Source organism: Streptomyces griseosporeus, assembly GCF_014656055.1.
Taxonomy (GTDB): Bacteria; Actinomycetota; Actinomycetes; order Streptomycetales; family Streptomycetaceae; genus Streptomyces; species Streptomyces griseosporeus.
The window spans coordinates 484,269-506,836 of sequence record NZ_BNBR01000002.1; the positions used below are offsets into that span (position 1 = coordinate 484,269).

The following is a 22,568-nucleotide window of genomic DNA, read 5'->3' on the forward strand; positions in this document are numbered from 1 at the left end:
GAGCGCTCCCGCAATACGGGGTCCGGCCGTCCTCAGGACGCGTGGAGAGGGGGACGTGGGCCTCGGATAGGGTGTCCCGGCTGATCGTGAGGGGAGAACGGGCGATGCGGGGCAGGGCCGGGGCGGGATGGCGCGGGGCGGCACAGGTGCTGCTGCTGGCGGGCGTGTTGGCGGGCTGTGGAGGGTCGGACGACGAGGGCGCGGGGCCGGCGGCGTCGGCCACCGCCTCGGGGCAGCCCAGTGCCCCGAGCACGGCGTCTCCGGCCGCGAGCGGCGGGCGTATCGGCGCCGCCGGCTCCGCGTGCCGTCTGCCGGTCACCTTCGAGGTCGCCCGCGGCTGGAAGGCGAAGGCCATCGCGGCGCCGAAGCCGTCGGGCAGCCCGGCGGACGAGTTCGCGGAGGAACTCCGCAACGAGCTGGTGGACGGTCTCCTGCGCCAGGGGCCCGTCACCGCGGTCTGCGAGATCGACGCCAAGCCGGCCGGGAACATCGGGTTCCTGCGCGTGTGGAAGGGCGAGCGCGGCGACGCCGACGCCCGGGGTGTGCTCCAGGGGTTCGTGACCGCGGAGGAGGGCGCGCGGCACGCCACGTACCGGACGTTCACCTCGGGCGGTCTCATCGGCGCGCGGGTGGACTACGACGTCTGGAGCGAGCTGCTGGAGGAGTCGAAGAAGGAGTGCGCGCTGGCGGTGGTCACCGCGGACGGCCCGGTCGTGGTGCACCTCGGCGGCATGGACGACGAGGAGCACGAGGAGATGCTCCCGGCGTTCGAGCTGGCCCAGCGCACCCTGCGGACCGCCTGACCCGGTCGTCGTGTCACAGGCGCAGGCCGGGCCCGAAGATACACGGCCCAGGGCGCGGGCAGCGGAAGGCCCGGCTCCCGTCGTCGTCGCGGGGGCCGGGCCCGTGGTGGGGGTGAGCCGGCGTCAGCCGCCGTTCAGGCGGGCACGGAGCAGCTTCTTGCCGATTTCGGCGCCCTTGCGGCTGTCCGCCTGGGCCTTGCGGAACAGCTCCGCGACCTCGGTGTCCTTGCTGCGTTCCGCGTCCTGGATGTAGTCCTCCAGCCGCAGCGCGTTGCTGAGGCACGCCTCGACGTACCAGATGAGGTTGTAGTCCTTGTCCTGCGTGCCGGTCACGCCGCCGGTCTCGGTCTCGCTGGGCATTCGGCGCTCCTCCATCCCCTCGTGGTCGTGTCTGTCTCGTCTTCCGGGCGCTGGTCGGGTACCCGTCCGCGCCCGGGACACACGGCCGTTTCGCCCGGAACACGAGAACGGGCCGGCCCGGCCGGCGCGCACCGGAGGACGACCGGAGCCGAACACCGGGCCGAGGCTCGAACGGCGTGGACCGAAGCGCCAGACCGCGCCACCCCTTCCGCCGCATAGAAATATCCACCAGCATGCATATGCCGACCGGAAGGCCTGGGGGCGGATATGGGCGATGTGACATGGGCGCGCGGCGTGGAATGGCTTGCCGCCGCGGCCGGGGATCCCCGCGGATGCAAGCGGGCGTGGGATCACGGCGAGGGGGTCGCGCTGCTGGCGGCCGGCCGTTTCTGGGACGTGCTGAGCGTCCCCGACCGGCTCGGGCTGCTGGCGCTGGACCTGATGTGGCAGCCGTCCCTGCCGATACCGGGACCGACGCTGGTGGACACGGCCGCGCACCGGGTGGGGTTCTTCCTGCCGCCGGAGCGGGACAGCCACTGGATCGGGGCGGGGCTGCGGCACGCGGGCCGCGGCGCCTGGGTCGCCGTACCGCCGCCGTACCGCCCCGCGCGCTTCCTGGAGTGGCTGGTGCCCCCGGACGGCACGGGCGCGCTGTACCGGCCGGCCACCCTGGAGATGGCCCTGCGCCACGCGCACGCCACCCTCGCCGTGCTGACCCCGCCGGGGGACGACTAGGTCCCGGTGCCCGCATACCGCGAAGCCCGGCGCGGCCGAGCGGTCGGCCCGGGTCAGGGCCGGGCGCGCGGATCCTCCGGTGCGGGGGCGGGCAGGCTGGTCCTCGGGAGGCGGGCGGCGTCCGCGCGGGCCGGGACGGTCCGGCCGCGGGCCCGCCACTCCCTGACGAGTCCGGCGTAGATCGGCGTCCCGCTCCAGGGGACGTCGGTCGCCTCGGTGCGGGCACGGAGAGCGCCGCGCCCGGCGGGGGAAGGTCGCTCCATGCCGGAGAAACGCCGTGAGCGCCCCGCTGATGCGCGCCGGGTGCGCCGGTCACCGGCGCGGGTGAGCGCATCCCCCGTTCGGCGCCACGCGGCGGTGCGTTCATCGGACAAGCCAGCCCGCTGGAGCGGGTCCGCGAGGCCTGACCGGGGGCACCGGGGCCGGGAAGGCGGCGGCAGGGGCTCCACGACATCGCGGTGACAGGCAGGCCGGTCCGCCGAAGGTTTCCGCGTACGCGCCGCCGCTCACGGACGGCTGACCGGAACCCTAACCAGACAGCGCCGATTCGCTCAACTCGCCTGTCACGCACGGCATTTCCGACAGTTGGCGCAGAAGCGAGCCCGAAACGGAAAGTTTCGGAGCGAAGTCTTGCCCGACCGTGCGAGATCGGTCGATGACGGTGTGTACTGTGCTCCGGGCGCCTTCCCTCAGGCCCCTCTCCGCCCCTCCCTGCCCTCCTGGAACCGTTTCATGATCGAACTACCGGACCTGGTGGCCGGCGGTCTCGCCGCAGGCACACTGTCCGCGCTCGCTCTCGGCGGCGGCCTGCTGCACACGCGGCGCCGACTGGCGCGGCAGCAGGCCGAGTCCACCGCGCTGCGCGCCCGACTGGACGAGTCCCTGCGGGTGTTCACGGCCGAGGTCGAGCACCTGGCCGCCCGGCGGCTGCCGGCCGCGGCGCGCGCCCTCGCCCATCCGCACCTGACGGTGCCCGGACCACTGCATCCGCAGACGGCCGGATCGCCCCTCGGTCACGCCTTGGAGGGGGTGTTGCAGGGGCTGCGCGTCGAACTCGCCGCACAGCAGGTCCGCGTCGACGCCGCCGCCCAGGCCGGGATGCGCGGCGCGACCCGCGAGATCCAGGCCGCCCTGTACCGGCTCCAGGACGCGCTGCGCGGACTGCAACAGCGCTACGACGACCCCGAGTTGGCGCAGACGCTGTTCGAACTGGACCACGAGAACGAGCAGTCGCTGCGCCGCGCCCAGGTCGCCGCCGTCGTCTGCGGGGCCTGGGTGGGGCTCGCCCGCGAGGAGTCGCACCTGGTCGACGCCGTCACCGGCGGCCAGTCCCGGCTCGCCGGCTACCGGCGGGTGACGGTCCACAACCACCTCCGGCCGGGCACCGCCCTGGTCTCCCACGCGGTCGAACCGGTCGCGATCATCACCGCCGAACTGCTCGACAACGCGCTGCGGCACTCCGCGCCCGACACCGAGGTCCTGGTCAGCCTGGAGCACGTGCACCACGGGGTGTGCGTCACCGTCGACGACGCCGGGGTCGGCATGACCCCGGACGAGCGGGAGCGCGCCCAGCGGCTGGTGGCCGGCCGCGATCCGATCCTGCTGACCGATCTCGGGGACCCGCCACGCATGGGGCTCGCCGCGATCGGCCAGCTGACCCGGCAGTTCGATCTCACCGTCGACGTGTCCTCGCCGTCGCCGTACGGCGGTGTCCGCGCGGTCCTGCGCGTCGCGGAGCACCTGCTGAGCCGTATCGACCCGGCCGAACGGCCCCCGGCGGCGAGCGCACCCCGCTCCACACGCGAGAACGCGCCGGAGGCGCCGGCCCGGGCCGTTCCCGGTGACATAGCCGCCCCGACCCCCGACGAAACGGCCGCCGCCACCCCGGCCGGGGACCCGGCCGCACCCCGGGAGACGCCTGCGAGCGGTCCCGCGGTCGCCCTGCCCGGCCGCCCGGCCGCCACCCCGCCCGGCGCACCCTCCGTCACGCCGCCCGGCCGTCCGGCCGCCGGCCACCACACCACCCTGCCCGGCGGCCCGGCCTCCGCCCCCGCCCACGCCTACGGCACCGAGCCGCCCGGCCCCGCCGCCGGGACCGTACCCGCGCACGACGACGACCGGCGGGACACCGGTGGGCTGCCGCGGCGTCGGCGGCGTACCCCGATGGCCGCCGCCGAGCAGGCGGTGCCCGCGCCACGGGGCGTCGCGCCGCAGCGGCCCGAGCGGGCCGCCGCCGCGCTCGGCGCGCTCCAGTCCGGCACCGCCGCGGCCCGCGCCGGCAGCACGCCCGAGACCGCAGAACCGACGAACGACACCGAGAACGAAGGAGAGACGGCTCGATGACCAGCCGCGAGACGGGCGACACGGCATGGGTGCTGGAGCCGATCCTGCAGGTGCCGCACGTGGTGGCGGCCGTCCTGCTGACCCGGGACGGACTCGTGACCGGATACACCGACGCGCTCTCCCAGCCGTCCGCCGAGCGGGTCGCCGCGATCACCTCGACCGTGCAGGGCGCGGCCCGCACGGCGGCCGCCGCCTTCGCCGACGCCGACCGGGCGGAGATCCGGCAGGTCGTCATCGAGTCCGACCACGGGTACGTGCTGATCGTGCCGACCGACCACGGCACCTGCGTGGCCGCCTACGGCGACGGCGAGGTGCGCCTGGACCTGCTGGCGCACCGGGTGCACTCGCAGGTGGCGCGGCTGGCCGAGAAGGCGATGGTGGCCGCGCCCCGGGGAGCCGACGGCGCGCCCGTATGACCGCCCGCCCGGGCGGGCGTCCCCTGGTCCCCGCCTATCTGGCGACGGGGGGCACGGCCCGGCACCCCCGGCTGCGGCTGGAGCGGCTGTCGCTGCTCCTCCGCAGCGACAAGCCGGTGCCCGACGGCCTCACCCCCGCCCAGCTGGCGCTGCTGGACGAACTGGCCGACGGGACGCTGACGGTGGTGGAAGCGGCCGCGCTGCTCAGGCTGCCGGTCTCCGCCATACGGGTGCTGGCCGCCGAACTCGTCGACCGGGACCTGCTGGTGACCCGCGCGCCGATCCCGCCCGCCGAACGGTTCGCCCCCGACCTGCTGAAGAGAGTGGCCGATGGCCTCCGCGCCCTCAAGCACTAGCCGCGTCCACCTGCCGGACACCGCCCGCGACCTGGTGAAGATCCTGGTCACGGGCCCCTTCGGGGTGGGCAAGACCACGTTGATCGACTCGGTGTCGGAGATCCGGCCGCTGCACACCGAGGAGCACCTGACCGAGGCGTCCGCGCAGGTGGACGACCTGGACGGGGTGCGGGACAAGGTGACGACCACCGTCGCCGTCGACTTCGGCCGGATCAGCCTGCCGGACGGCATCGTGCTGTACCTGTTCGGCACGCCCGGCCAGGAGCGCTTCCGGCCGCTGTGGGACGACATCGCCTACGGCGCCCTCGGCGCGCTCGTGCTGGTGGACAGCCGCCGCGTCGACGCCTCCTTCGACGTGCTGGGGCTTGTGGAGGAGTCGGGGCTGCCGTACGCGGTGGCGTTCAACGCCTTCCCGGACGCGCCCCGGCACTACACGCAGGACCAGTTGCGCGCCGCGCTGGACCTGGACCCGGGCACGCCGATGGTGACGTGCGACGCGCGGGAGGCGAACTCCTCGCTGGACGCGCTGCTCGCCCTGGTCCAGCACCTGATCGACCGTCAGAACACCGCCACCGCCCCGGAGTCCGTGTGACCACCTATCCCGCTGCCCAGGAGGCGTTCTCCCGTTCGGCGCCGGTGCGCCTGTGGGAGGACGGCTTCGCCCGCGAACCCGACCGCTACTACGCCGCCCTGCGCGCCCAGGGGCCGGTCGGCTGGGCGGAGCTGGCGCCCGGCGTGCCCGCCTACCTGGTGACCGACCGGCAGGCGGCGCTGGACGTGCTGCGCGACGACGCCACCTTCTCGCACGACCCGCGCCCCTGGGAGGCGACCGTCGCGGACGACTCCCCCGTGCTGGGCATGATGCGCTGGCGGCCCAACGCGCTGTTCGCCGACGGCGCCGCCCACGTCCGGTACCGCACCGCGCTGATCGACGTCTTCGACCTGGTCGAACCGCACGACCTGCGGGCCCGTGTGCACCGGGCGGTGCGGCTGCTGGCCTCGCGGATCGGCCCGCGCGGCGAGGCCGACCTGGTGGGCGACTTCGCGCGGCCGCTGATGGCCCTCGTCTTCAACGACCTGTTCGGACTGCCCGAGAGCTACGGAGACCGCCTCAACGCGGGCCTGGGCAAGATGATGGAGGGCGGCGCGCAGGCCGCCGAGGGCGAGGCGGAGTACGGCCGGTACGTCCTGGAGCTGATCGCGGCCAAGACCGAGCGGCGCGGCGACGACCTGCCGAGCCGGCTCCTCGACCATCCGGCCGGGCTGACCGCCGACGAGGTGACCTGGCAGGTCTTCCTCACGCTGGGCGCCGGGTACGAGCCGACCGCGAACCTGGTGTCCAACGCGCTCTCCCGCATCCTCGGCAACCCCGCCTACTACTCGACGCTGACCAGCGGCGCCCGCCCGGTGATGGACGCGGTGGTGGAGGTCCTGCACCACGAGACCCCGCTCACCAACTACGGCGTGTACTACGCCCGCAGGCCGGTGTCCTTCCACGGCGTGTGGCTGCGGGCCGCGGTGCCGGTGGTGGTCGCGTTCGGCGCGCTGGCGAGCGAGGCCGAGCAGCGGTACGGCACCGGCCGGCACCCGGGCGACGCCTCGCACCTGTCGTGGGGCGCGGGCCCGCACGCCTGCCCGGTCAAGCAGCACACCCTGCTGATCGCCACCGAGGCGATCGAACGGCTCACCCAGTGGCTGCCCGACCTGGAGCCGGTCCTGCCGCGCGAGCGGCTGACCTGGCGGCCTGGGCCCTTCCACCGCTCCCTGACCGCACTGCCCGTCCGGTTCAGCCCCCGCACCCTCGACCAGGCAGGAGGCCTGCAGTGACCGTGACCGACCGCATCGCCCTCGACCCCTTCGGTGCCGACATCCCCGGCGAGAGCGCCCGGCTGCGCGCCCTCGGCCCGATCGTCCCCGTCGCACTGCCCGGCGGCATACCGGCCTGGGCGCCCACCCGGTACGACACGCTGAAGGAGCTGATCCTCGACCCGCGCGTCAGCAAGGACCCGCGGCAGCACTGGCGGCTGTGGCCGGAGATCGGCGAGCATCCGTCCTGGGGCTGGGTCCTCGGCTGGGTCGGCGTGATCAACATGCTCTCCACCTACGGCGCCGACCACACGCGGCTGCGCAAGCTGGTCGCGCCGAGCTTCACCCAGCGCCGTACCGAGGCGCTGCGCGGACGGGTGGAGGCGATCACCGCGGAGCTGCTCGACGAGCTGGCCGCGGCCGGCGCGGGCGGTGCGGACGTGGACGTGAAGGCCCTCTTCGCGAACGAGCTGCCGATGCGGATCATCTTCGAACTCTTCGGCGTGCCCGAGGAGTTGCGGGAGGCCAACGTCCGGCTCGTCGCGGCCATCATGGACACCACGGATCCGAGCCCGGAGCACGCCGCGTTCGTCCAGGAGCAGATCGGCACGGTGCTCGGCGCGCTCATCGCGCACAAGCGGGAGCACCCCGCCGACGACATGACGACTGAGCTGATCCGGGTGCGGGACGAGGACGGCGACCGGCTCAGCGACGAGGAGCTGCTGTACACGCTGCTGCTGGTCATCGGTGCCGGCTTCGAGACGACCGTCAACCTGATCGGCAACGCGGTCGTGGCGCTGCTGCGCGACCCCGCCCAGCTGGCCGCCGTGCGGGAGGGGAAGACGTCCTGGCAGGGCGTGGTCGAGGAGACGCTGCGGGTGCATCCGTCGATCGCCTCGCTGCCGCTGCGGTTCGCGGTGACGGACCTGACCGTCGGCGACGTCACGATCCCGGCCGGGGACGCGATCATCACGACGTACGCGGCGGCCGGTCTCGACCCCGCGCACTACGGCGCCGACGCGGCCGTGTTCGACGCGGCGCGCGGCGCCGACGACCACATGGCGTTCGGGATCGGGGTGCACCGCTGCATCGGCGCGCCGCTCGCCCGCATGGAGGCGCTGACCGCGCTGCCCGCGCTGTTCGACCGCTTCCCCGAGCTGCGTCTGGCGCGGGAGGAGCTGGAGCAGGTGCCGTCGTTCATCGCGTTCGGCTGGCGGGAGATCCCGGTGCGGCTCGGGGGCTGACGGCGCGGCAGGGGCGCGACCGGTCCCCCGTTCCGGTCGGGCCCCTGCGGCTGCGGGTCGAACTTACGTGCCTGCGGGCCCGCCTGTGAACCGTGTCCGTGCCCGGCGCGCGGGCCGCCGGGCTCACCCGTGCACAGCTGCGTCCCGATCGCCCGGTTCCTCCGGGGCGAGCACGGGCGGCGCGAGCTCCCCGGCGGCGAGGTGGGCGAGGACGACCTCGTACAGGTCCGGGCCACCGGTCAGCAGCTGGCGTTCGAGGACGGGTTCGGCGGCACGGACGTGCTCGCGGACGGTCTGCGCGTGCACACCGAGCCGCTGCGCGGCCCGCTCGGCGTTGCCGCCGGCGCCGATCCAGGCCCGCAGGGTGCCCCGCAGATCCCGGCTGTCGGCGTCGAGCCGCGCCAGCAGCTCCCGCGCCCACTCCTGCACGGCGGGCCCGGCGAGGAGTGCGGGGAGACCCACGGGGGACGCCTGGCCGGCCAGGTCTGCGGCGGCGGGCGCCCCTTCCCGGTCCCGTCGGCCGGCCCCGGCCGAGCCCGCCCCCTGCTGTCCACGGCCGGGGGCCGGCGGCTCCGCATCGGTGCCCGGCGCGTCCTCCACCGGCCGTACCTGCGTGTTGAGGGCGAGGTGGACCGCCGCCCGGGCGGTGAGGTCGGTGAAGTCGGCGCCCAGCAGGGTCTCGGTGCGGGTCATGCGGGCGCGGACGGTGTTGCGGCTGACGCCGAGCACCTTGGCGGCGTTGACGGCGGTGAACTCCAGGCCGAGGCGGGTGGTGGCGAGCAGTTCGGCGCCGGTGTGGTGTGCCAGCCCGTCCAGCGGCCGCAGCAGCCGGGCGGCCCAGGCGGTGAGCGCGGCGGGGTCCATCAGCCGTTCGGGGCGGGTGCGTTCGGCGTAGACTGCCGCCTTCCCGGGGCGGAAGCGGGCCACGGCGAGCGCGCTGACGGCCTGCCCGTACGCGCCGGCGGTGCGGGCGAGGCTCTGCCGGGTACTGCCGCCGAGGTAGGTGTGCGGGCGCGGCTCGACCAGCGCGCGCAGGGCGGGGTCGGCGGTGTCGTCCGGGGCGACGACGATGACGTGGGCGTCGACGGCCGGGCAGCGTACGACGAGGGCCTGCTCGCGGGTGGCGGCGAGGCACTCCTCGGCGAGCCGGTCGCGGTCCTCGGGGCGGCCCTCGACGACGTACACCCACGCGGTGTCGGTGTCGAGCAGGCCCGGCCACAGCCCGGCGGCGACCCGGCGCGCGGAGACGGTGTCCTCGACCATGAGCAGCTGGAGGATGGCGAGCCGCAGGTCGGCCGCGGCCCGCCGCAGGCGGTGTCCGGTCGCGGTGGACTCCTGGGCCCGCAGCAGGAGTTCGAGGACGGCGGCGGTGTGGGTGACGGCGTCGGCGGCGCGCCGGTCGAAGGGGGCGCCGCGCGCGACCGTCAGCACGCCGGCGGTCTGCGGCAGGTCGACGCGGACCAGCCGCAGGTGGCGGCCCTGCCCCTCCCAGGCGGCGGAGGCGATGCGCCCGTGGACCAGGCCGGCGGCGAGAGCGTCGTCCACGGGCACCGGTTCGCCCGCGAGCAGCCGCCCGGCGCCGTCGGTCAGGGAGACGGACGCGTCCACGGTGCCGGCGAGCCAGGCGACGACCTTGCCGGCGTCGCGTCCGGCGGGCCGCAGCTGCTCCAGGAGCTGCCGGGCCCACGCCGTGTCGGCGTCGGGTGTCCCGTCGGCTGGGCCCGTCATGTCGGCCGTCTCCTCGTCCGTGCTGTCCGCGGCGGTCTGCCGGGCGGACGTTACCGCACCTGCCCGGACCCGGGCAGGACGGCATCGGCGCACGTCACAGGGGTCGGCACGGGCTGCGCGCGGCCTGCGGCGGGGCAGCTCTGCACGGCCGGGCGCGGCGGCATAAGCTCGGCGGATGGCGAAGTACTTCGACGTGCACCCCGACAACCCCCAGCCGCGCACCATTCTCCAGGTCGCCGAGAGCATCCGGCAGGACGCGCTCGTCGCCTACCCGACGGACTCCTGTTACGCCCTGGGCTGCCGGCTGGGCAGCCGTGACGGCATGGAGCGGATCCGCTCCATCCGGCAGCTGGACGACCGGCACCACTTCACGCTGGTGTGCCAGGACTTCGCGCAGCTCGGCCAGTTCGTCCGGGTCGACAAGGACGTGTTCCGGGCCGTGAAGGCCTCCACTCCGGGCAGTTACACCTTCATCCTGCCGGCGACGAAGGAGGTGCCGAGGATGCTCCAGCACCCGAAGAAGAAGACGGTCGGGGTGCGCATCCCCGACCATGTGGTCACCCAGGCGCTCCTGGCCGAGCTGGGCGAGCCGCTGCTGTCGAGCACGCTGCTGCTGCCCGGCGAGGACGAGCCGATGACGCAGGGCTGGGAGATCAAGGACCGGCTCGACCATGTGCTGGACGCGGTGGTCGACTCCGGCGACTGCGGCACCGAGCCGACGACGGTGATCGACTTCTCGGGGGGCGAGGCGGAGATCGTGCGGCGCGGCGCCGGGGACACGACACGCTTCGAGTGAGGGACCGGGGCCGACCGCCGGCAACTGCGTGGCCCATGCAACCATGATCGGAACCGGTCCCCGCGGGACACCCCCGGGGACCGCAGCGTTGCCCCCCGACCCGCCAAGAGGTGGCCCCATGAGTTCCGTTCAGGCCGGCACCGTCGAGATCCGCACCGCGGACGGCACGGCCGACGCCTATCTGTCCCATCCGGGCGACGGCCGCCCGCACCCGGCCGTGCTGCTCTACATGGACGCCTTCGGGCTGCGCCCGCAGCTGCGCGCCATGGCCGACCGGCTCGCCGCGGCCGGCTACACGGTGCTGGTGCCGAACCTGTTCTACCGTCACGGCACGGCGCCCGTCGTGGAGCTGCCCGAGTTCATCGACCACGAGGGCCGCCCGGAGATCTTCGAGAAGGTCGGCCCGCTCATCCGCTCCCTGACCCCCGACCTCGCGATGCGCGACGCCGCCGCCTGGCTGGAATGGCTGGCCGCCTCACCGGCGGTCGCGGCCGGGCCGGTCGCGGTGACCGGCTACTGCATGGGCGCCCGGCTGTCCCTGCTGACCGCGGGCACCTATCCGGAGCGGGTCGCCGCCGCGGCCGGCTTCCACGGCGGGCGCCTGGCCACGGACACGCCGGACAGCCCGCACCGGGTGGCCGACCGGATCACCGCCGAGGTGTACTTCGGCCACGCCGACGGGGACCCGTCGCTGCCGCCGGAGCAGATCGAGCGCCTGGAGAAGGCGCTGACGGACGCGGGTGTACGGCACCGGTGCGAGGTCTACCCGGGCGCCCGGCACGGCTTCACGCAGGCTGACACCTCGGCGTACCACAAGGAGGGCGACGAGCGGCACTGGGCGGCGCTGCTGGACCTGCTGGAGCGCACCTTCTGACCCTGCCGGTCCGGCACTCGTCCGAGCCGCGGCCCGCCCGGCGCCCCATCGGGGTGTCCGGCGCGGGCCTTCCGCGCATCCCATTGACATGGACGCGCCTCAGCGCCACTCTGAGAGCGCTCTCAGAACTGGTACGGACCAACCCCCCACACCCGTACGGAGGTGACGCGTGCGCACGCGCCTCACACACCGGTTGCTCCTCACGGCCGCGGCGGCCGGCCTCGTCGCCGCGGGCCTCGTCGTCCAGGCCCCGTCCCGCGCCGAGGCCGCGGTCCCCGACACCATCCCGCTGACGCTCACCAACAACTCCGGCCGCGGTGAGGCCGTGTACGTCTACACGCTGGGCACGCTGCTCTCCACGGGACAGCAGGGCTGGGCCGACGCGAGCGGCGCCTTCCACCCCTGGCCGGCCGGCAGCGTGCCGCCGGTGCCGGCGCCCGACGCGTCGATCCCGGGACCGGCGGCCGGCCAGTCGAAGACGATCCGCATCCCCAAGCTCTCCGGGCGGATCTACTTCTCCTACGGCCGCAAGCTCGACTTCCGGCTCGCCACCGGAGGCCTTGTGCAGCCGGCCGTGCAGAACCCGAGCGACCCCAACCACGACATCCTCTTCAACTGGTCGGAGTACACGCTCAACGACGCCGGGCTGTGGCTGAACAGCACGCAGGTCGACATGTTCTCGGCGCCCTACGCCGTCGGCGTGCAGCGCGCGGACGGCAGCACCGTGAACACCGGGCACCTCAAACCCGGAGGATACAACGGGGTGTTCAGCGCCCTGCGGGCCCAGTCCGGCGGCTGGGGCGGCCTGGTGCAGACCCGGTCCGACGGCACGGTGCTGCGGGCGCTGTCCCCCGGGCACGGGGTGGAGTCCGGGGCGCTGCCGGCGTCGGTGATGGACGACTACATCAACCGGGTCTGGCAGAAGTACGCGACGACGACGCTGACCGTCACCCCGTTCGCGAACCAGCCGAACACCAAGTACTTCGGGCGGGTCTCGGGCGGCGTCATGAACTTCACCAACGGCTCGGGCGCGGTGGTGACGAGTTTCCAGAAGCCGGACGCCGACAGCGTCTTCGGCTGCCACAAGCTGCTCGACGCGCCCAACGACCAGGTGCGCGGCCCGATCTCGCGCACGCTGTGCGCGAGCTTCAACCGCTCCACGCTGCTGGTCAACCCCAACCAGCCGGACACCTCGTCGGCGGCCTTCTACCAGGACCCGGTGACCAACCACTACGCCCGTGCCATCCACGACCGGATGGCCGACGGCAAGGCGTACGCCTTCGCCTTCGACGACGTCGGCAACCACGAGTCCCTGGTGCACGACGGCAGCCCCCGGCAGGCCTACCTGACGCTCGACCCGTTCAGCTGAGGCGCCCAAGTGGGCTGCGGGAGCCCGCTCTTCGGCCCTGACCGGGGCATTGTTACCGTGCCCCGGTGGCTGAATCCTCTCGTGAAACCGCAGAAGGCGCCGGCTGGCACGGCGCCACGCCAGGGACGTACCGGCAGTTGATGCCGGGCCGGACGGAGAAGCTGTCCTGGTTCGATCCGAGGATGCTGTGGGCGGCCCGCAACGGCGTGCTGGCCTCCTGGCTCGGCGACCCCACCGGCCGCACCCGCGGCCGGTGGGTGGCGCAGCGCGCCGCGGCCGGGGCGCCCGCCGACAAGGTGATCCGGCGCGCGGACCCGGAGCGGTTCTCCTTCCTCGTCCTCGGCGACCCCGGCGAGGGCGGCGAGCCCCAGTACGCGGTCGTGCCCGGCCTGCTCGACGCGGGCCGGGACACCGCCTTCGCGGTCGTCGCCAGCGATGTGATCTACCCGGTGGGCAGCGCCGACGACTACGGCACGAAGTTCTTCCGGCCCTACCGGGACTACCCGGCGCCCCTGTACGCCGTACCCGGCAACCACGACTGGTACGAGGACCTCGGCGCGTTCATGCGCGTCTTCTGCGGCGACGCCCCGCCGCTGCCGCCCGAGCCCCGCCCGCGCCCCCTCACACGCGCCTGGCTGCGGTCGCTGCTGTGGCACCGGCCGCGCCCCGACGACGGCCGCGACCTGGACGAGCAGCGCAAGTTGCGCGGGCGCCCCGGCCAGCAGGCCGAACAGCCGGGCCCCTACTGGGCGATCGACACCGGCGGGATACGGATCATAGGCATCGACACCGGTCTGCTCGGCACCGTCGACGCCGAACAGGGCGCCTGGCTGCGCGAGGTGTCCCGCGGGCCGCGCCCGAAAGTGCTGATCACCGGGTCGCCGCTGTACGTGGACGGCGAGCACCACCCGTGCCCCGTGGAGGGCGGCGGCACCGTCGACGACATCGTGCGCGACCCCGCCCACCACTACGTGGCGGCGATCGGCGGCGACATCCACAACTACCAGCGCTACCCCGTCGACGTGGGCGGGCGCACCGTCCAGTACGTGGTGGCGGGCGGCGGCGGCGCGTTCACGCACGCCACGCACACCATCCCCCGGGTCGACATCGCGGGCGTCACCGAGGAGGAGTTCCGCTGCTATCCGCTGCGCGGCGACTCCCTCGCGTTCTACAGCCGGCTGTACGGCCGCCGGCTGCGGCTGCGGCGGTTCTTCACGCTCACCGAGGCGGAGGCGACGGCGGTGGTCGCCGAGCGGCTGGAGATCCGGCCGGCCCGCGCTCCCGGGCCGGGAACCCGGGTCACCCGGCGCGCCCGCCTGGTGGCGGGCCTGCTGGGGACCGGCCGCCGCCCGGACCGCCGCAAGCGGTTCCGGCTGCCGGTGCGCAAGATCTACACCCAGCTGTTCTCGCCCGGTTCGGCCACCTACAGCCCGCCCTTCTTCAAGTCCTTCCTGCGGCTGGACGTCACCCCGGAGGGCATCCGGCTGCGCTGCTTCGCGGCGACCGGCAACCTGGCGCAGGAGACCGACCCCCCGGTCGAGGACGAGGTGTTCATCCCGCTGCAATGATCGGACCGTACGATCGTCGTCGTACCGTAGAACGGCACGCAGGTGCCCCGGACGACGGAGGTGCCCGTGCCGCCGACCGCACGACCGCTGCGCAAGCTCGGCTTCCTCACCATCGGCCTGTTCGACGAGGCCGATCCGCGGCGCGGGCACGAGTCCACGCTGGAGATCATCGAGCTGGGCGAGCGGCTCGGCTTCGACAGCGCCTGGGTGCGCCACCGGCATCTCCAGTACGGCATCTCCTCGCCCGTCGCCGTGCTGGCGGCGGCCTCGCAGCGCACCCGCCGCATCGACCTCGGCACCGCGGTGATCCCGCTGGGCTGGGAGAACCCGCTGCGGCTGGCGGAGGACCTGGCCACGGTCGACCTGCTGTCGGGCGGCCGGCTCCACCCCGGGGTGAGCGTCGGCCCGCCGATGCACTACGACCGGGTCCAAGACGCCCTGTACCCGGACACGGCCGACGTGGAGGACTTCGGGTACGGGCGGGTCGAGCGGCTGCTGGACTGCGTGCGCGGCGAGCCCGTCACGGACTTCGCGGGCACCGAGGGCTTCGAGGTCTTCTCGGACCGGGTGCAGCCGCACTCCCCCGGGCTGTCCGGCCGCCTGTGGTACGGCGGCGGCAGCCTGCGCTCGGCGCGCTGGGCGGGCGAGCACGGCATGAACCTCCTCACCAGCAGTGTCGTCAGGGCGGACGACCCGGACGGCCCGTGGGACTTCGCCGAGATCCAGCTCGGCCTGATCCGCGCGTTCCGTGCCGCCCACCCCGACGGGGAGGCGGCACGGGTCTCGCAGGGCCTCGTCGTCATCCCCACCGACTCCGCGACACCCGAGCAGCGCGCCCGGTACGCGGAGTACGCCGCCCGGCGACTGCCCCGTACCACCGCGCCCCAGGGGCCGGGGAGACTGCTGTTCGCACCTGACCTGGTCGGCAGCTCCGAGGAGATCGCCGAACGCCTGCGCGCGCACGCCGCGTTCCGCGAGGTGGACGAGGTCGCCTTCGCGCTGCCGTTCACCTTCGGCCACGAGGACTACGTGCAGATCCTCACCGACATGGCGACGAAGCTCGGGCCGGCACTGGGGTGGACGCCGATCCTTCCGTACACATGATCGGGATATCTTCTCAGCGGAACGAATGATCACAGACTTCTGCTGCGAGGGAACGGCGTGAGGAAACGGCACAGCGAGCGGGGCAGGCGCTGCGCTGCCGCAACGGCAGCGGTACTGGCGGCCCTGGCCGTCGGCGGCTGCAACGCGGGCGGCGGCGGGACCGGCCGGCCTGCTCCCGCCTCGCGGCCCGCCGCACCGGAAAGCCCCACCGCTGCGCCGACCGCGGACGCCCGGGCCTGGCACAAGTGGGGCCTGAAGCCGCTGCCTCCCGCTCCGACGCCTCCGGCAGACAAACCGGTGAAGCTCTCGGCCGACGGGCCGGTTCCGGTCCTCACCCGGATCCCGACCTCCCAGAAGGTCGTCTTCATCACCCTCGACGACGGTCAGGAGAAGGACCCCCGCTTCTTCGAGATGATGCGGGACCTGAGGATCCCGATCACGATGTTCCTGACGGATGACGCCATCAAGGGGGACTACGGCTATTTCCGGCACCTGCAGGGCCTGGGCAATCACATCCAGAACCACACCCTGCACCACCACGTGATGAGCACCCTTCCGCCGGCCCCCCAGAAGGAAGAGGTGTGCGGCGACCAGAAGACGCTCGCCACGGAGTACGGCGCCGCGCCGCTGCTGTTCCGCCCGCCCTACGGCGTGTACGACACCGGCACCAAGGCCGCGGTCGCGAAGTGCGGTCCCCGGGCCATCGTCCTGTGGCGGGAGTCCATGCAGATCCACAACATGCAGTACCAGACGCCCGACAAGAAGCTGCGGCCGGGTGACATCATCCTCGCCCACTTCCGCGGACCCGCCGAGCTCAAGGGCACCACGATGACGCAGATGTTCGCGCACCTGCTGAAGCGGATCCAGGAACAGGGGTTCACCGTGGCGCGCCTGGAGGACTACATCGAGGCACCGGCCGGCTGAACCGGGCACACGCGCGCCCCACCCTGTCACGATTTCCGTTCAACCGGCGATGTTCCTGCGGGAGTTGCTGCCTCCGCGACCACTCGCGGCTACCGTGGTCTGTCCAGGTCGTGTCCAGGATTCGGAGTTAAGGCCCGGTTGATCAGGTGACAGACTCTCCGCCCACCGTGGTGATCCTCACGGCGCTGCCCGTGGAGTACCTCGCCGTACGCGCCCACCTGACCGACGTGCTGCGGCGCGAGCATCCCTCCGGCACGGTCTTCGACTGCGGCCGGCTGGCCGACACCGGTTTCACCGCCGCCCTCGCGCTGATCGGCGAGGGCAACGAGACGGCGGCGCTGATCACCGAGCAGGCCCACCACCTGTTCTCGCCCAGGGCGTTGCTCTTCGTCGGGGTCGCGGGCGGGCTCAGCGACGAGCTGGAGATCGGCGACGTCGTCGTGGGCACGCGCATCTACGCCTACCACGGCGCGAAGGTGGCCTCCGGGACGAGTCTCGCCCGCCCGCGCGCCTGGGAGGCGTCGTGGCGGCTGCTCCAGGCGGCCCTGCACGCGACCTTCGACCCGGACGTAACCGTGCGGTACAAGCCCATCGCCGCCGGCGAGGTCGTGCTCAACGACCGCAGCTCCGACCTCGCCGCCCAGCTGCGGCAGAGCTACAACGACGCCGCCGCGATCGAGATGGAGAGCGCGGGCGTCGGCCGGGCCGCGCATCTCCTCGGCCGGCTGGACGCCCTGACGATCCGCGGCATCAGCGACAAGGCCGACGGCCACAAGCACGCCGCGGACGCGCGGGGTATGCAGCAACTGGCCGCGACCCGGGCCGCGTCGGCCGCCGTCGCCGTGCTGCGGGAACTCGGCAGGAGCGTCGTGGAGGCGTCTCCGGCCGGGACGCGGGAGACATGGCCTGACCCGGGGAGCGACGGTACGGGTGTCCCGGTCACGTCGTGGGGGCGGCTCCCCGGGGCCGGCGGGCCGGCCGGCGCGGACGAGCCGCCACGGACCCACCCGGCCGGCCCGGGCGCCGCCTTACCGGCCACCGGCACACGCATACCGACCGCGGGGCCGCAGGACGCGGTACCGCGCACCCACGGGCCGGGCGACGGGCCGCACGACGCCGTGCCGCTGCCCGTGACGGCGACCGGCGGGCCCGAGGACGCGACGCCCCGGGCGCACACGCCGGCCGACGGGCCCGAGGACGCGATACCGCACTCCTCCACACCGGTCGGCAGACCCACGGACACGGCACCGCACTCCCCCACCCCGGCCGGCAGGCCCGCAGGCACGGCACCGCACTCCCCCACGGCGACCACCCGGCCCGACGACGCGGCCCCGCACCCCCACACGCCGACCACCAGTCCCGTCCCCGGCTCCGGCTCCGGCTCCGGCTCCGGCTCCGGCTCCGAGCACGCCCAGCCCTCCGCCGAGGGTTCCAACACCTGGACCTCTCAGGCAGGCGTCTCCACTCCCGGGCCGTACACCTCAGCCGAGTCGTCGCCCACCCCGGCGACCCGGACCACCCCCGCGCCGCAGACCATCCCGGAGCACCCCACCCCGGAGTCCCCGTCGCGCGCCCACACCGGCACGGGCACGCCCCAGGGCCCGCACGGCTCCGACGTCAACACCGGCAAACCCACCACCGACTCAGGCCCCGGCTCCGGCTCCGGCTCCGGCGGCACCGGCACACCCACCGGCCCCCGCCCCCCACGCCGGCTCCCCTTCCTCGGCCCCCTCACCCGGCACCCCCGGGCCTCCCTCGTCGGGCTGGCGCTGGCCGTCGTGCTCGCCGTCCTGTTCGGCACCCTCTGGCCGGGCGGCGGCAGCGGGGGCGGTGAGACTGCGGCGAACAGCATCAAGAAGGCGTCCGCCCTGCCGTCCTGCTCCCCGGGCACCGCCGACACCACCCTGCGGATCGCCGCCTCCGTCGATCTGTCGAAGTCGCTCATCGACGCCGCCGGCGAGTACGGGGCGCGCAAGGCCCAGGGCCACTGCGTGAAGATCGCGGTCGACGGCGTCAACTCCGGTACCGCGATGCGCGCGCTGGCCGCCGGCTGGAGCGAGGCCGACGGACCGGCCCCGGACGTGTGGTCGCCCGCCGGCAGCGACTGGCTGGCGCTGGCCAGGACCCGGGCCACACCGGAGGCGCTGCGGAAGCTGCCGGAGACGAGCGAGCCGATCGTCACCAGCCCTCTGACGATCGCCATGCCCGACCCGATGGCCCGGGCCCTGGGCTGGCCGGAGCAGCGCGTCGGCTGGAAGGACCTCGCGCAGTGGGCCGAGAACCCGCAGGACTTCTGGGCGCGGCGCGGGCAGAAGCAGTGGGGCGCGCTGAAGCTGGGCAAGACCAACCCGGACTACTCCACCTCGGGGCTGAACGCGACCATCGGCGCGTTCTACGCCCGCACCGGCACCGTCGGCGAACTGTCCGAGCAGAACGTCGACGACCCCGAGAACCAGAAGCTCGTCCGCGCCATCGAGAAGTCGGTGGTGCACTACGGCGACACCACGCTGACGTTCCTCGCGAACCTGCGCGCGGCCGACGACAAGGGCGGCCGTGAGGAGGCCCTGCGCTACATCTCCGCCGTCACGGTGGAGGAGAGTTCCGTGGTCGCCTACAACCGGGGCTACCCGTGCGGCGCGTACAGCGAGGAGCCCGGTTGCGCGCGGACCAGCCCGCCGACGACCCCGCTCAGGTCGGTCTACCCGAAGGACAGCAACCCGCGCAGCGACCACCCGTACATCACGCTGAACGGGCTGCCCGCGCAGAAGACCGCGGTGGCCCGGGACTTCCTGCGGTACCTGCACGACAGGTCGGTCTTCGACGCGTTCTTCGGCCCGTACGGCTTCCGCACCCACGACGGCAGGCCCGGCGCGCAGGTCACGCAGGACAACGGCGCCCGCGACGACGTGGAGCTGACCCAGTACCACGCCCCGAAGGGCCCCGTCCTCGCCCGCGTCCAGGAGGTGTGGGCGAAGCTGCGCCGGCCGGCCGATGTGCTGGTGGTCATCGACACCTCCACGTCCATGGACGACAAGGTGCCCGGCGAGGGCAGGACGAAGATGGAGTTGCTGAAGGCCGCCGAGCCGGCCCTGTTCGGCCAGTTCGGGCCGCAGGACCGGGTCGGGCTGTGGAAGTTCTCCAACGCGGCGAACATGGGCGGCATACACCACTACCAGCAGCTGGTGCCCATCGGCCCGCTGGACGAGCGGCCGCCCGGCGCCGACGCCACGCGTCGCAAGCAGCTCACCCGTGAGGTGCAGGGCCTGGTCCCGAACGGCGCCACCGGCCTGTACGGGACGGTGGACGCGGCCGTCGCGAGCCTGCGCGCGTCGTACGACCCGGACGCCATCAACGCCATCGTGCTGCTCACGGACGGCCGCAACGAGGGCGTGCCCGACAAGCCGACGCTCAGCGACGTCCTGTCCCGCATCGGCACCCCGGACCGGCGCGTGCGGGTGTTCACCATCGCCTACGGCGCCGAGGCCGACCAGCAGGACGCAGGCGGCCGTACCGTGCTGGAGAAGATCGCCACGGCGACCGGCGGGCGGGCCTACGACGCCCGGGACCCCAAGGCCATCGTCGACGTGCTCACCAGCGTGATCTCCAACTTCTGACACGGAGGCCGCGACCCCGTCGACCCGGGTCACTCCGTTCCCTTGACCTAACTCGTTAAAGGTCAGGCGTGCACGCTTATTGACAGGCGTGCGACACGCTTCCCATCATCTGGGGCATCACTCGAACTAACACGGGTTAGGCCCTTTCGATGACCGACTCGCTTCTCCCCCGCCGCAGCCTGCTGCGGTACGGCGCCTACGGGGCGGCCGCCGCGGCCGTGGCCGGCACCGCCGCGAGCTGGGACCGGCTCACCGGAGCCGACATCCCCGGCCGGGACGACGGCTCCCTCGTCGTCGCGACCCTCGGCTCCGCGTTCTCCCCGGACGGCGTGCGCGCGCTGCTGGACGGCTTCCGGAAGCTGCACCCCGACATCAAGGTCCGCGTCAACGCCGTCCAGGCCGTCGACTGGTCGGACTTCTTCGCCAAGATCCTCACCCAGATCGCCGCGGGCACCGCCCCCGATCTGGTCTATGTCGCCACCGAGGGCGTGCAGCTGTTCGCGCGGCGGCTCGGCGTCGCGCTCGACACGTGGGTGAAGCGGGACGCGGCCGAACTGCGCGAGTACTTCGCCGACGTCCACCCCTCGCTGGTGGAGTCGATGATGTACGAGGGGAGCCTGTACCAGCTGCCGATCGAGTTCAACGCGGCCGACATCTACCTCAACACGCAGGTGCTGCGGCGGGCCGGCGCGGGCTTCCCGGACGCCGACTGGACGCGGGACGACTTCACGGCACTGCTGCGGCGGATGAAGCGGGCGAGCGACTCCCACTTCACGCCGTACTTCTGGACCAACCGGCTGTGGGGCGGCGTCGTGCCGTGGCTGTTCGCCAACGGCACCAACCTGCTCGCCGAGTCCAGGGCGCCGGGCGGCGACTGGCTGTGGGACGCCTTCTACCCGGCCGGCCGGCGGCAGGGGCGCGGCGGCGGCTTCCGGTGGACCACCCCGCAGGCCACCGACGACCGGGTCGAGGAGGTGTACGACTACCTCGCCTCCCTGGTCCGCGACGGCCTGTGCACCCGCCCCGAGGGCGGCAACGGCCAGAACCTGATCGGCGTCTTCTCCACCGGCCGGGTCGGGGTCACCCCGGCGGGCGGCTTCTGGGCGGGCGGCCTGCACCTGGCCGGAATGCGGCCCGACGGCTTCGACGTGCAGTACTTCCCGCGCTGGCGCACGCACCGCATGCAGTACGGGGCGGCCGGCTACGCGATGCTGCGCACCTCCAGGCAGCAGGACGCGGCCTGGGAGTTCATCAAGTACTCCGCGCGCCGCGACACCCTGACCCGGCTGTTCACCACCAACCAGACCACCCCGGCCCGCCGTTCGATGCTCGACGCGGGCCGCTACCGGGAGACCGGCCCGGCGCACTGGCGGGTCTTCTACGACACCCTCGACGCGTTTCCCGGCACCGGGCCGATCCCGGCACCGCCGCAGGTCGCGGAGGTGGAGCAGGTGCTGCTGAAGCACACCGGCACGGCCCTGGCCTCCCCGCGCGCGGTGCGCCCCGCGCTGCGCCGGATGCAGGGCGATCTGGAGCGGGCCATGGAGCGTGAGCTGTGACGAACACGACGAACACCCGGGTCCCGGCCGCGCGGACGCCGGCCCGGACGGCCGCCCCGGCCCCCGCGGCGGTCCGGCCGGGGCTGCGCGAGCGCGGCGCCCGGTGGATGGCGGCGCTGTTCCTGGTGCCGACCGTGATCGGCATCGTGGCCTTCACGGTCGTACCGATCGCGGGCTCGGTGGTGCTGAGCCTGTTCCACTGGAACGTCATCGACCCGCCGCGGTTCGCGGGGGCGTCGAACTACGGCGAGGTGTTCGGCGACCGGACGGTGCTGGTGTCGTTCCGCAACACCCTGGTGTTCATGGTGCTGGCGGTGGCGCTCCAGCTGGTGATCGCGCTCGTGCTGGCGATCACGGTGGACGGGCGGATGCCGGTGTGGCTGCGCTCGGCGTTCCGCTCGGCGTTCTTCTTCCCGCTGGTGCTGTCGGCGGCGTCGATCTCGGTGGTGATGAAGTACCTGTTCAACCAGGACTTCGGGGTCGTGAACTGGCTGCTCGGGCTGGTGGGGATCGCCCCGGTGCCCTGGCTGACCTCGGAGCACGCGGCGATGGCGGCGGTGGTCCTGGTCTATGTCTGGCAGCAGTTCGGCTTCTCGTTCCTGCTGTTCGTCGGCGGTCTGAACAACATCCCCAAGGAGGTGCACGAGGCGGCCGCCCTGGACGGGGCGACCGGGCTGCGCAAGCACCTCAGCGTCACGCTGCCCCTGCTGTCGCCGACGCTGCTGGTGGCGTCCGTGGTCGGCATCATCAACGCCCTCCAGGTGTTCGAGCAGCCGTACGTCCTCACCGACGGCGGTCCCGGCGACTCCACCCGCACGGTGGTCATGGTGATCTACGAGACCGCCTTCGAGCAGCTGCGGTTCGGCGAGGCGTCCGCGGTGGGCGTGCTGCTGTTCGTGCTGATCATGGCGGTGACCGCCCTCCAGTTCCGGCTCAGCCGGCGTTTCGTCCACTACCAGTGAGCCGGTG

General features: G+C 73.6%; 20 protein-coding genes. 17 read left to right on the plus strand and 3 right to left on the minus strand.

From position 1 onward, the window contains the following. Window positions 1–104 precede the first annotated feature (104 nt). Window positions 105–803, plus strand: a complete 699-nt coding sequence (locus tag IE308_RS11180; protein ID WP_190217755.1) for a lipoprotein — start codon at window positions 105–107, stop codon at window positions 801–803. A 123-nt stretch (window positions 804–926) separates the two neighbouring features. On the opposite strand, the gene IE308_RS11185 is transcribed toward IE308_RS11180, so the two are convergent. Further along, window positions 927–1,163 carry a hypothetical protein gene (locus tag IE308_RS11185; protein WP_190217756.1) on the minus strand — a complete coding sequence of 79 codons (237 nt, stop codon included), beginning with the start codon at window positions 1,161–1,163 and terminating at the stop codon, window positions 927–929. Window positions 1,164–1,430: 267 nt separating this feature from the next. Between IE308_RS11185 and IE308_RS11190 the strand changes: the two genes are divergently transcribed. Continuing rightward, entirely contained in the window at window positions 1,431–1,898 is a 468-nt protein-coding gene (locus tag IE308_RS11190) for a hypothetical protein (protein ID WP_110626204.1), read from the plus strand. 53 nt (window positions 1,899–1,951) lie between these two features. On the opposite strand, the gene IE308_RS11195 is transcribed toward IE308_RS11190, so the two are convergent. Further along, complete coding sequence (locus IE308_RS11195; protein WP_190218329.1) at window positions 1,952–2,161, minus strand: hypothetical protein; 210 nt, start codon at window positions 2,159–2,161, stop codon at window positions 1,952–1,954. 469 nt (window positions 2,162–2,630) lie between these two features. On the opposite strand from IE308_RS11195, the gene IE308_RS11200 reads away from it, so the two are divergent. From IE308_RS11200 to IE308_RS11225, 6 genes are read left to right on the plus strand one after another with little or no spacing between them, the layout of a single operon-like run. Next, the gene (locus IE308_RS11200) at window positions 2,631–4,241 is read left to right on the plus strand and encodes an ATP-binding protein (RefSeq protein WP_190217757.1); all 1,611 of its coding nucleotides are present in this window, start codon (window positions 2,631–2,633) and stop codon (window positions 4,239–4,241) included. After that, window positions 4,238–4,657 carry a roadblock/LC7 domain-containing protein gene (locus IE308_RS11205; RefSeq protein WP_110626207.1) on the plus strand — a complete coding sequence of 140 codons (420 nt, stop codon included), beginning with the start codon at window positions 4,238–4,240 and terminating at the stop codon, window positions 4,655–4,657. The genes IE308_RS11200 and IE308_RS11205 overlap by 4 nt, the downstream gene beginning before the upstream one ends. After that, entirely contained in the window at window positions 4,654–5,013 is a 360-nt protein-coding gene (locus IE308_RS11210; protein WP_190217758.1) for a DUF742 domain-containing protein, read from the plus strand. Before IE308_RS11205 ends, IE308_RS11210 begins: the two co-directional genes overlap by 4 nt. Beyond that, entirely contained in the window at window positions 4,988–5,605 is a 618-nt protein-coding gene (locus IE308_RS11215) for a GTP-binding protein (RefSeq protein ID WP_190217759.1), read from the plus strand. Before IE308_RS11210 ends, IE308_RS11215 begins: the two co-directional genes overlap by 26 nt. Next, window positions 5,602–6,840, plus strand: coding sequence for a cytochrome P450 family protein (locus tag IE308_RS11220; protein WP_190217760.1), 1,239 nt, complete (start codon window positions 5,602–5,604; stop codon window positions 6,838–6,840). The genes IE308_RS11215 and IE308_RS11220 overlap by 4 nt, the downstream gene beginning before the upstream one ends. Then, a complete protein-coding gene (locus IE308_RS11225; protein WP_190217761.1) occupies window positions 6,837–8,063 on the plus strand; it encodes a cytochrome P450 family protein in 1,227 nt (408 codons plus the stop codon). The genes IE308_RS11220 and IE308_RS11225 overlap by 4 nt, the downstream gene beginning before the upstream one ends. Before the next feature lie 123 nt (window positions 8,064–8,186). Here the strand turns inward: IE308_RS11225 and IE308_RS11230 are convergent, their stop codons facing one another. Then, window positions 8,187–9,791, minus strand: coding sequence for a helix-turn-helix domain-containing protein (locus IE308_RS11230; RefSeq protein ID WP_190217762.1), 1,605 nt, complete (start codon window positions 9,789–9,791; stop codon window positions 8,187–8,189). Between the two features lie 175 nt (window positions 9,792–9,966). On the opposite strand from IE308_RS11230, the gene IE308_RS11235 reads away from it, so the two are divergent. The 9 genes from IE308_RS11235 (at window position 9,967) to IE308_RS11275 (ending at window position 22,561) form a co-directional block, all read left to right on the plus strand. Next, entirely contained in the window at window positions 9,967–10,587 is a 621-nt protein-coding gene (locus IE308_RS11235; protein ID WP_162655443.1) for an L-threonylcarbamoyladenylate synthase, read from the plus strand. A gap of 118 nt (window positions 10,588–10,705) precedes the next feature. Then, complete coding sequence (locus IE308_RS11240; protein WP_190217763.1) at window positions 10,706–11,461, plus strand: dienelactone hydrolase family protein; 756 nt, start codon at window positions 10,706–10,708, stop codon at window positions 11,459–11,461. A 169-nt stretch (window positions 11,462–11,630) separates the two neighbouring features. Continuing rightward, on the plus strand, window positions 11,631–12,830 hold the full coding sequence (locus IE308_RS11245) for a glycoside hydrolase family 64 protein (protein ID WP_190217764.1): 1,200 nt from the start codon (window positions 11,631–11,633) through the stop codon (window positions 12,828–12,830). A 65-nt stretch (window positions 12,831–12,895) separates the two neighbouring features. Beyond that, on the plus strand, window positions 12,896–14,398 hold the full coding sequence (locus IE308_RS11250; protein WP_190217765.1) for a metallophosphoesterase family protein: 1,503 nt from the start codon (window positions 12,896–12,898) through the stop codon (window positions 14,396–14,398). 66 nt (window positions 14,399–14,464) lie between these two features. Beyond that, on the plus strand, window positions 14,465–15,502 hold the full coding sequence (locus tag IE308_RS11255) for an LLM class flavin-dependent oxidoreductase (RefSeq protein WP_190217766.1): 1,038 nt from the start codon (window positions 14,465–14,467) through the stop codon (window positions 15,500–15,502). Between the two features lie 297 nt (window positions 15,503–15,799). Beyond that, window positions 15,800–16,426 carry a polysaccharide deacetylase family protein gene (locus tag IE308_RS11260; RefSeq protein WP_308440094.1) on the plus strand — a complete coding sequence of 209 codons (627 nt, stop codon included), beginning with the start codon at window positions 15,800–15,802 and terminating at the stop codon, window positions 16,424–16,426. A 146-nt stretch (window positions 16,427–16,572) separates the two neighbouring features. Next, entirely contained in the window at window positions 16,573–20,040 is a 3,468-nt protein-coding gene (locus tag IE308_RS11265; RefSeq protein ID WP_190217768.1) for a phosphorylase family protein, read from the plus strand. A 149-nt stretch (window positions 20,041–20,189) separates the two neighbouring features. Next, complete coding sequence (locus IE308_RS11270) at window positions 20,190–21,599, plus strand: extracellular solute-binding protein (protein WP_190217769.1); 1,410 nt, start codon at window positions 20,190–20,192, stop codon at window positions 21,597–21,599. Continuing rightward, window positions 21,596–22,561: a carbohydrate ABC transporter permease gene (locus tag IE308_RS11275; protein ID WP_190217770.1), complete on the plus strand. Its 966-nt coding sequence runs from the start codon at window positions 21,596–21,598 to the stop codon at window positions 22,559–22,561. The genes IE308_RS11270 and IE308_RS11275 overlap by 4 nt, the downstream gene beginning before the upstream one ends. Window positions 22,562–22,568: the final 7 nt, after the last annotated feature.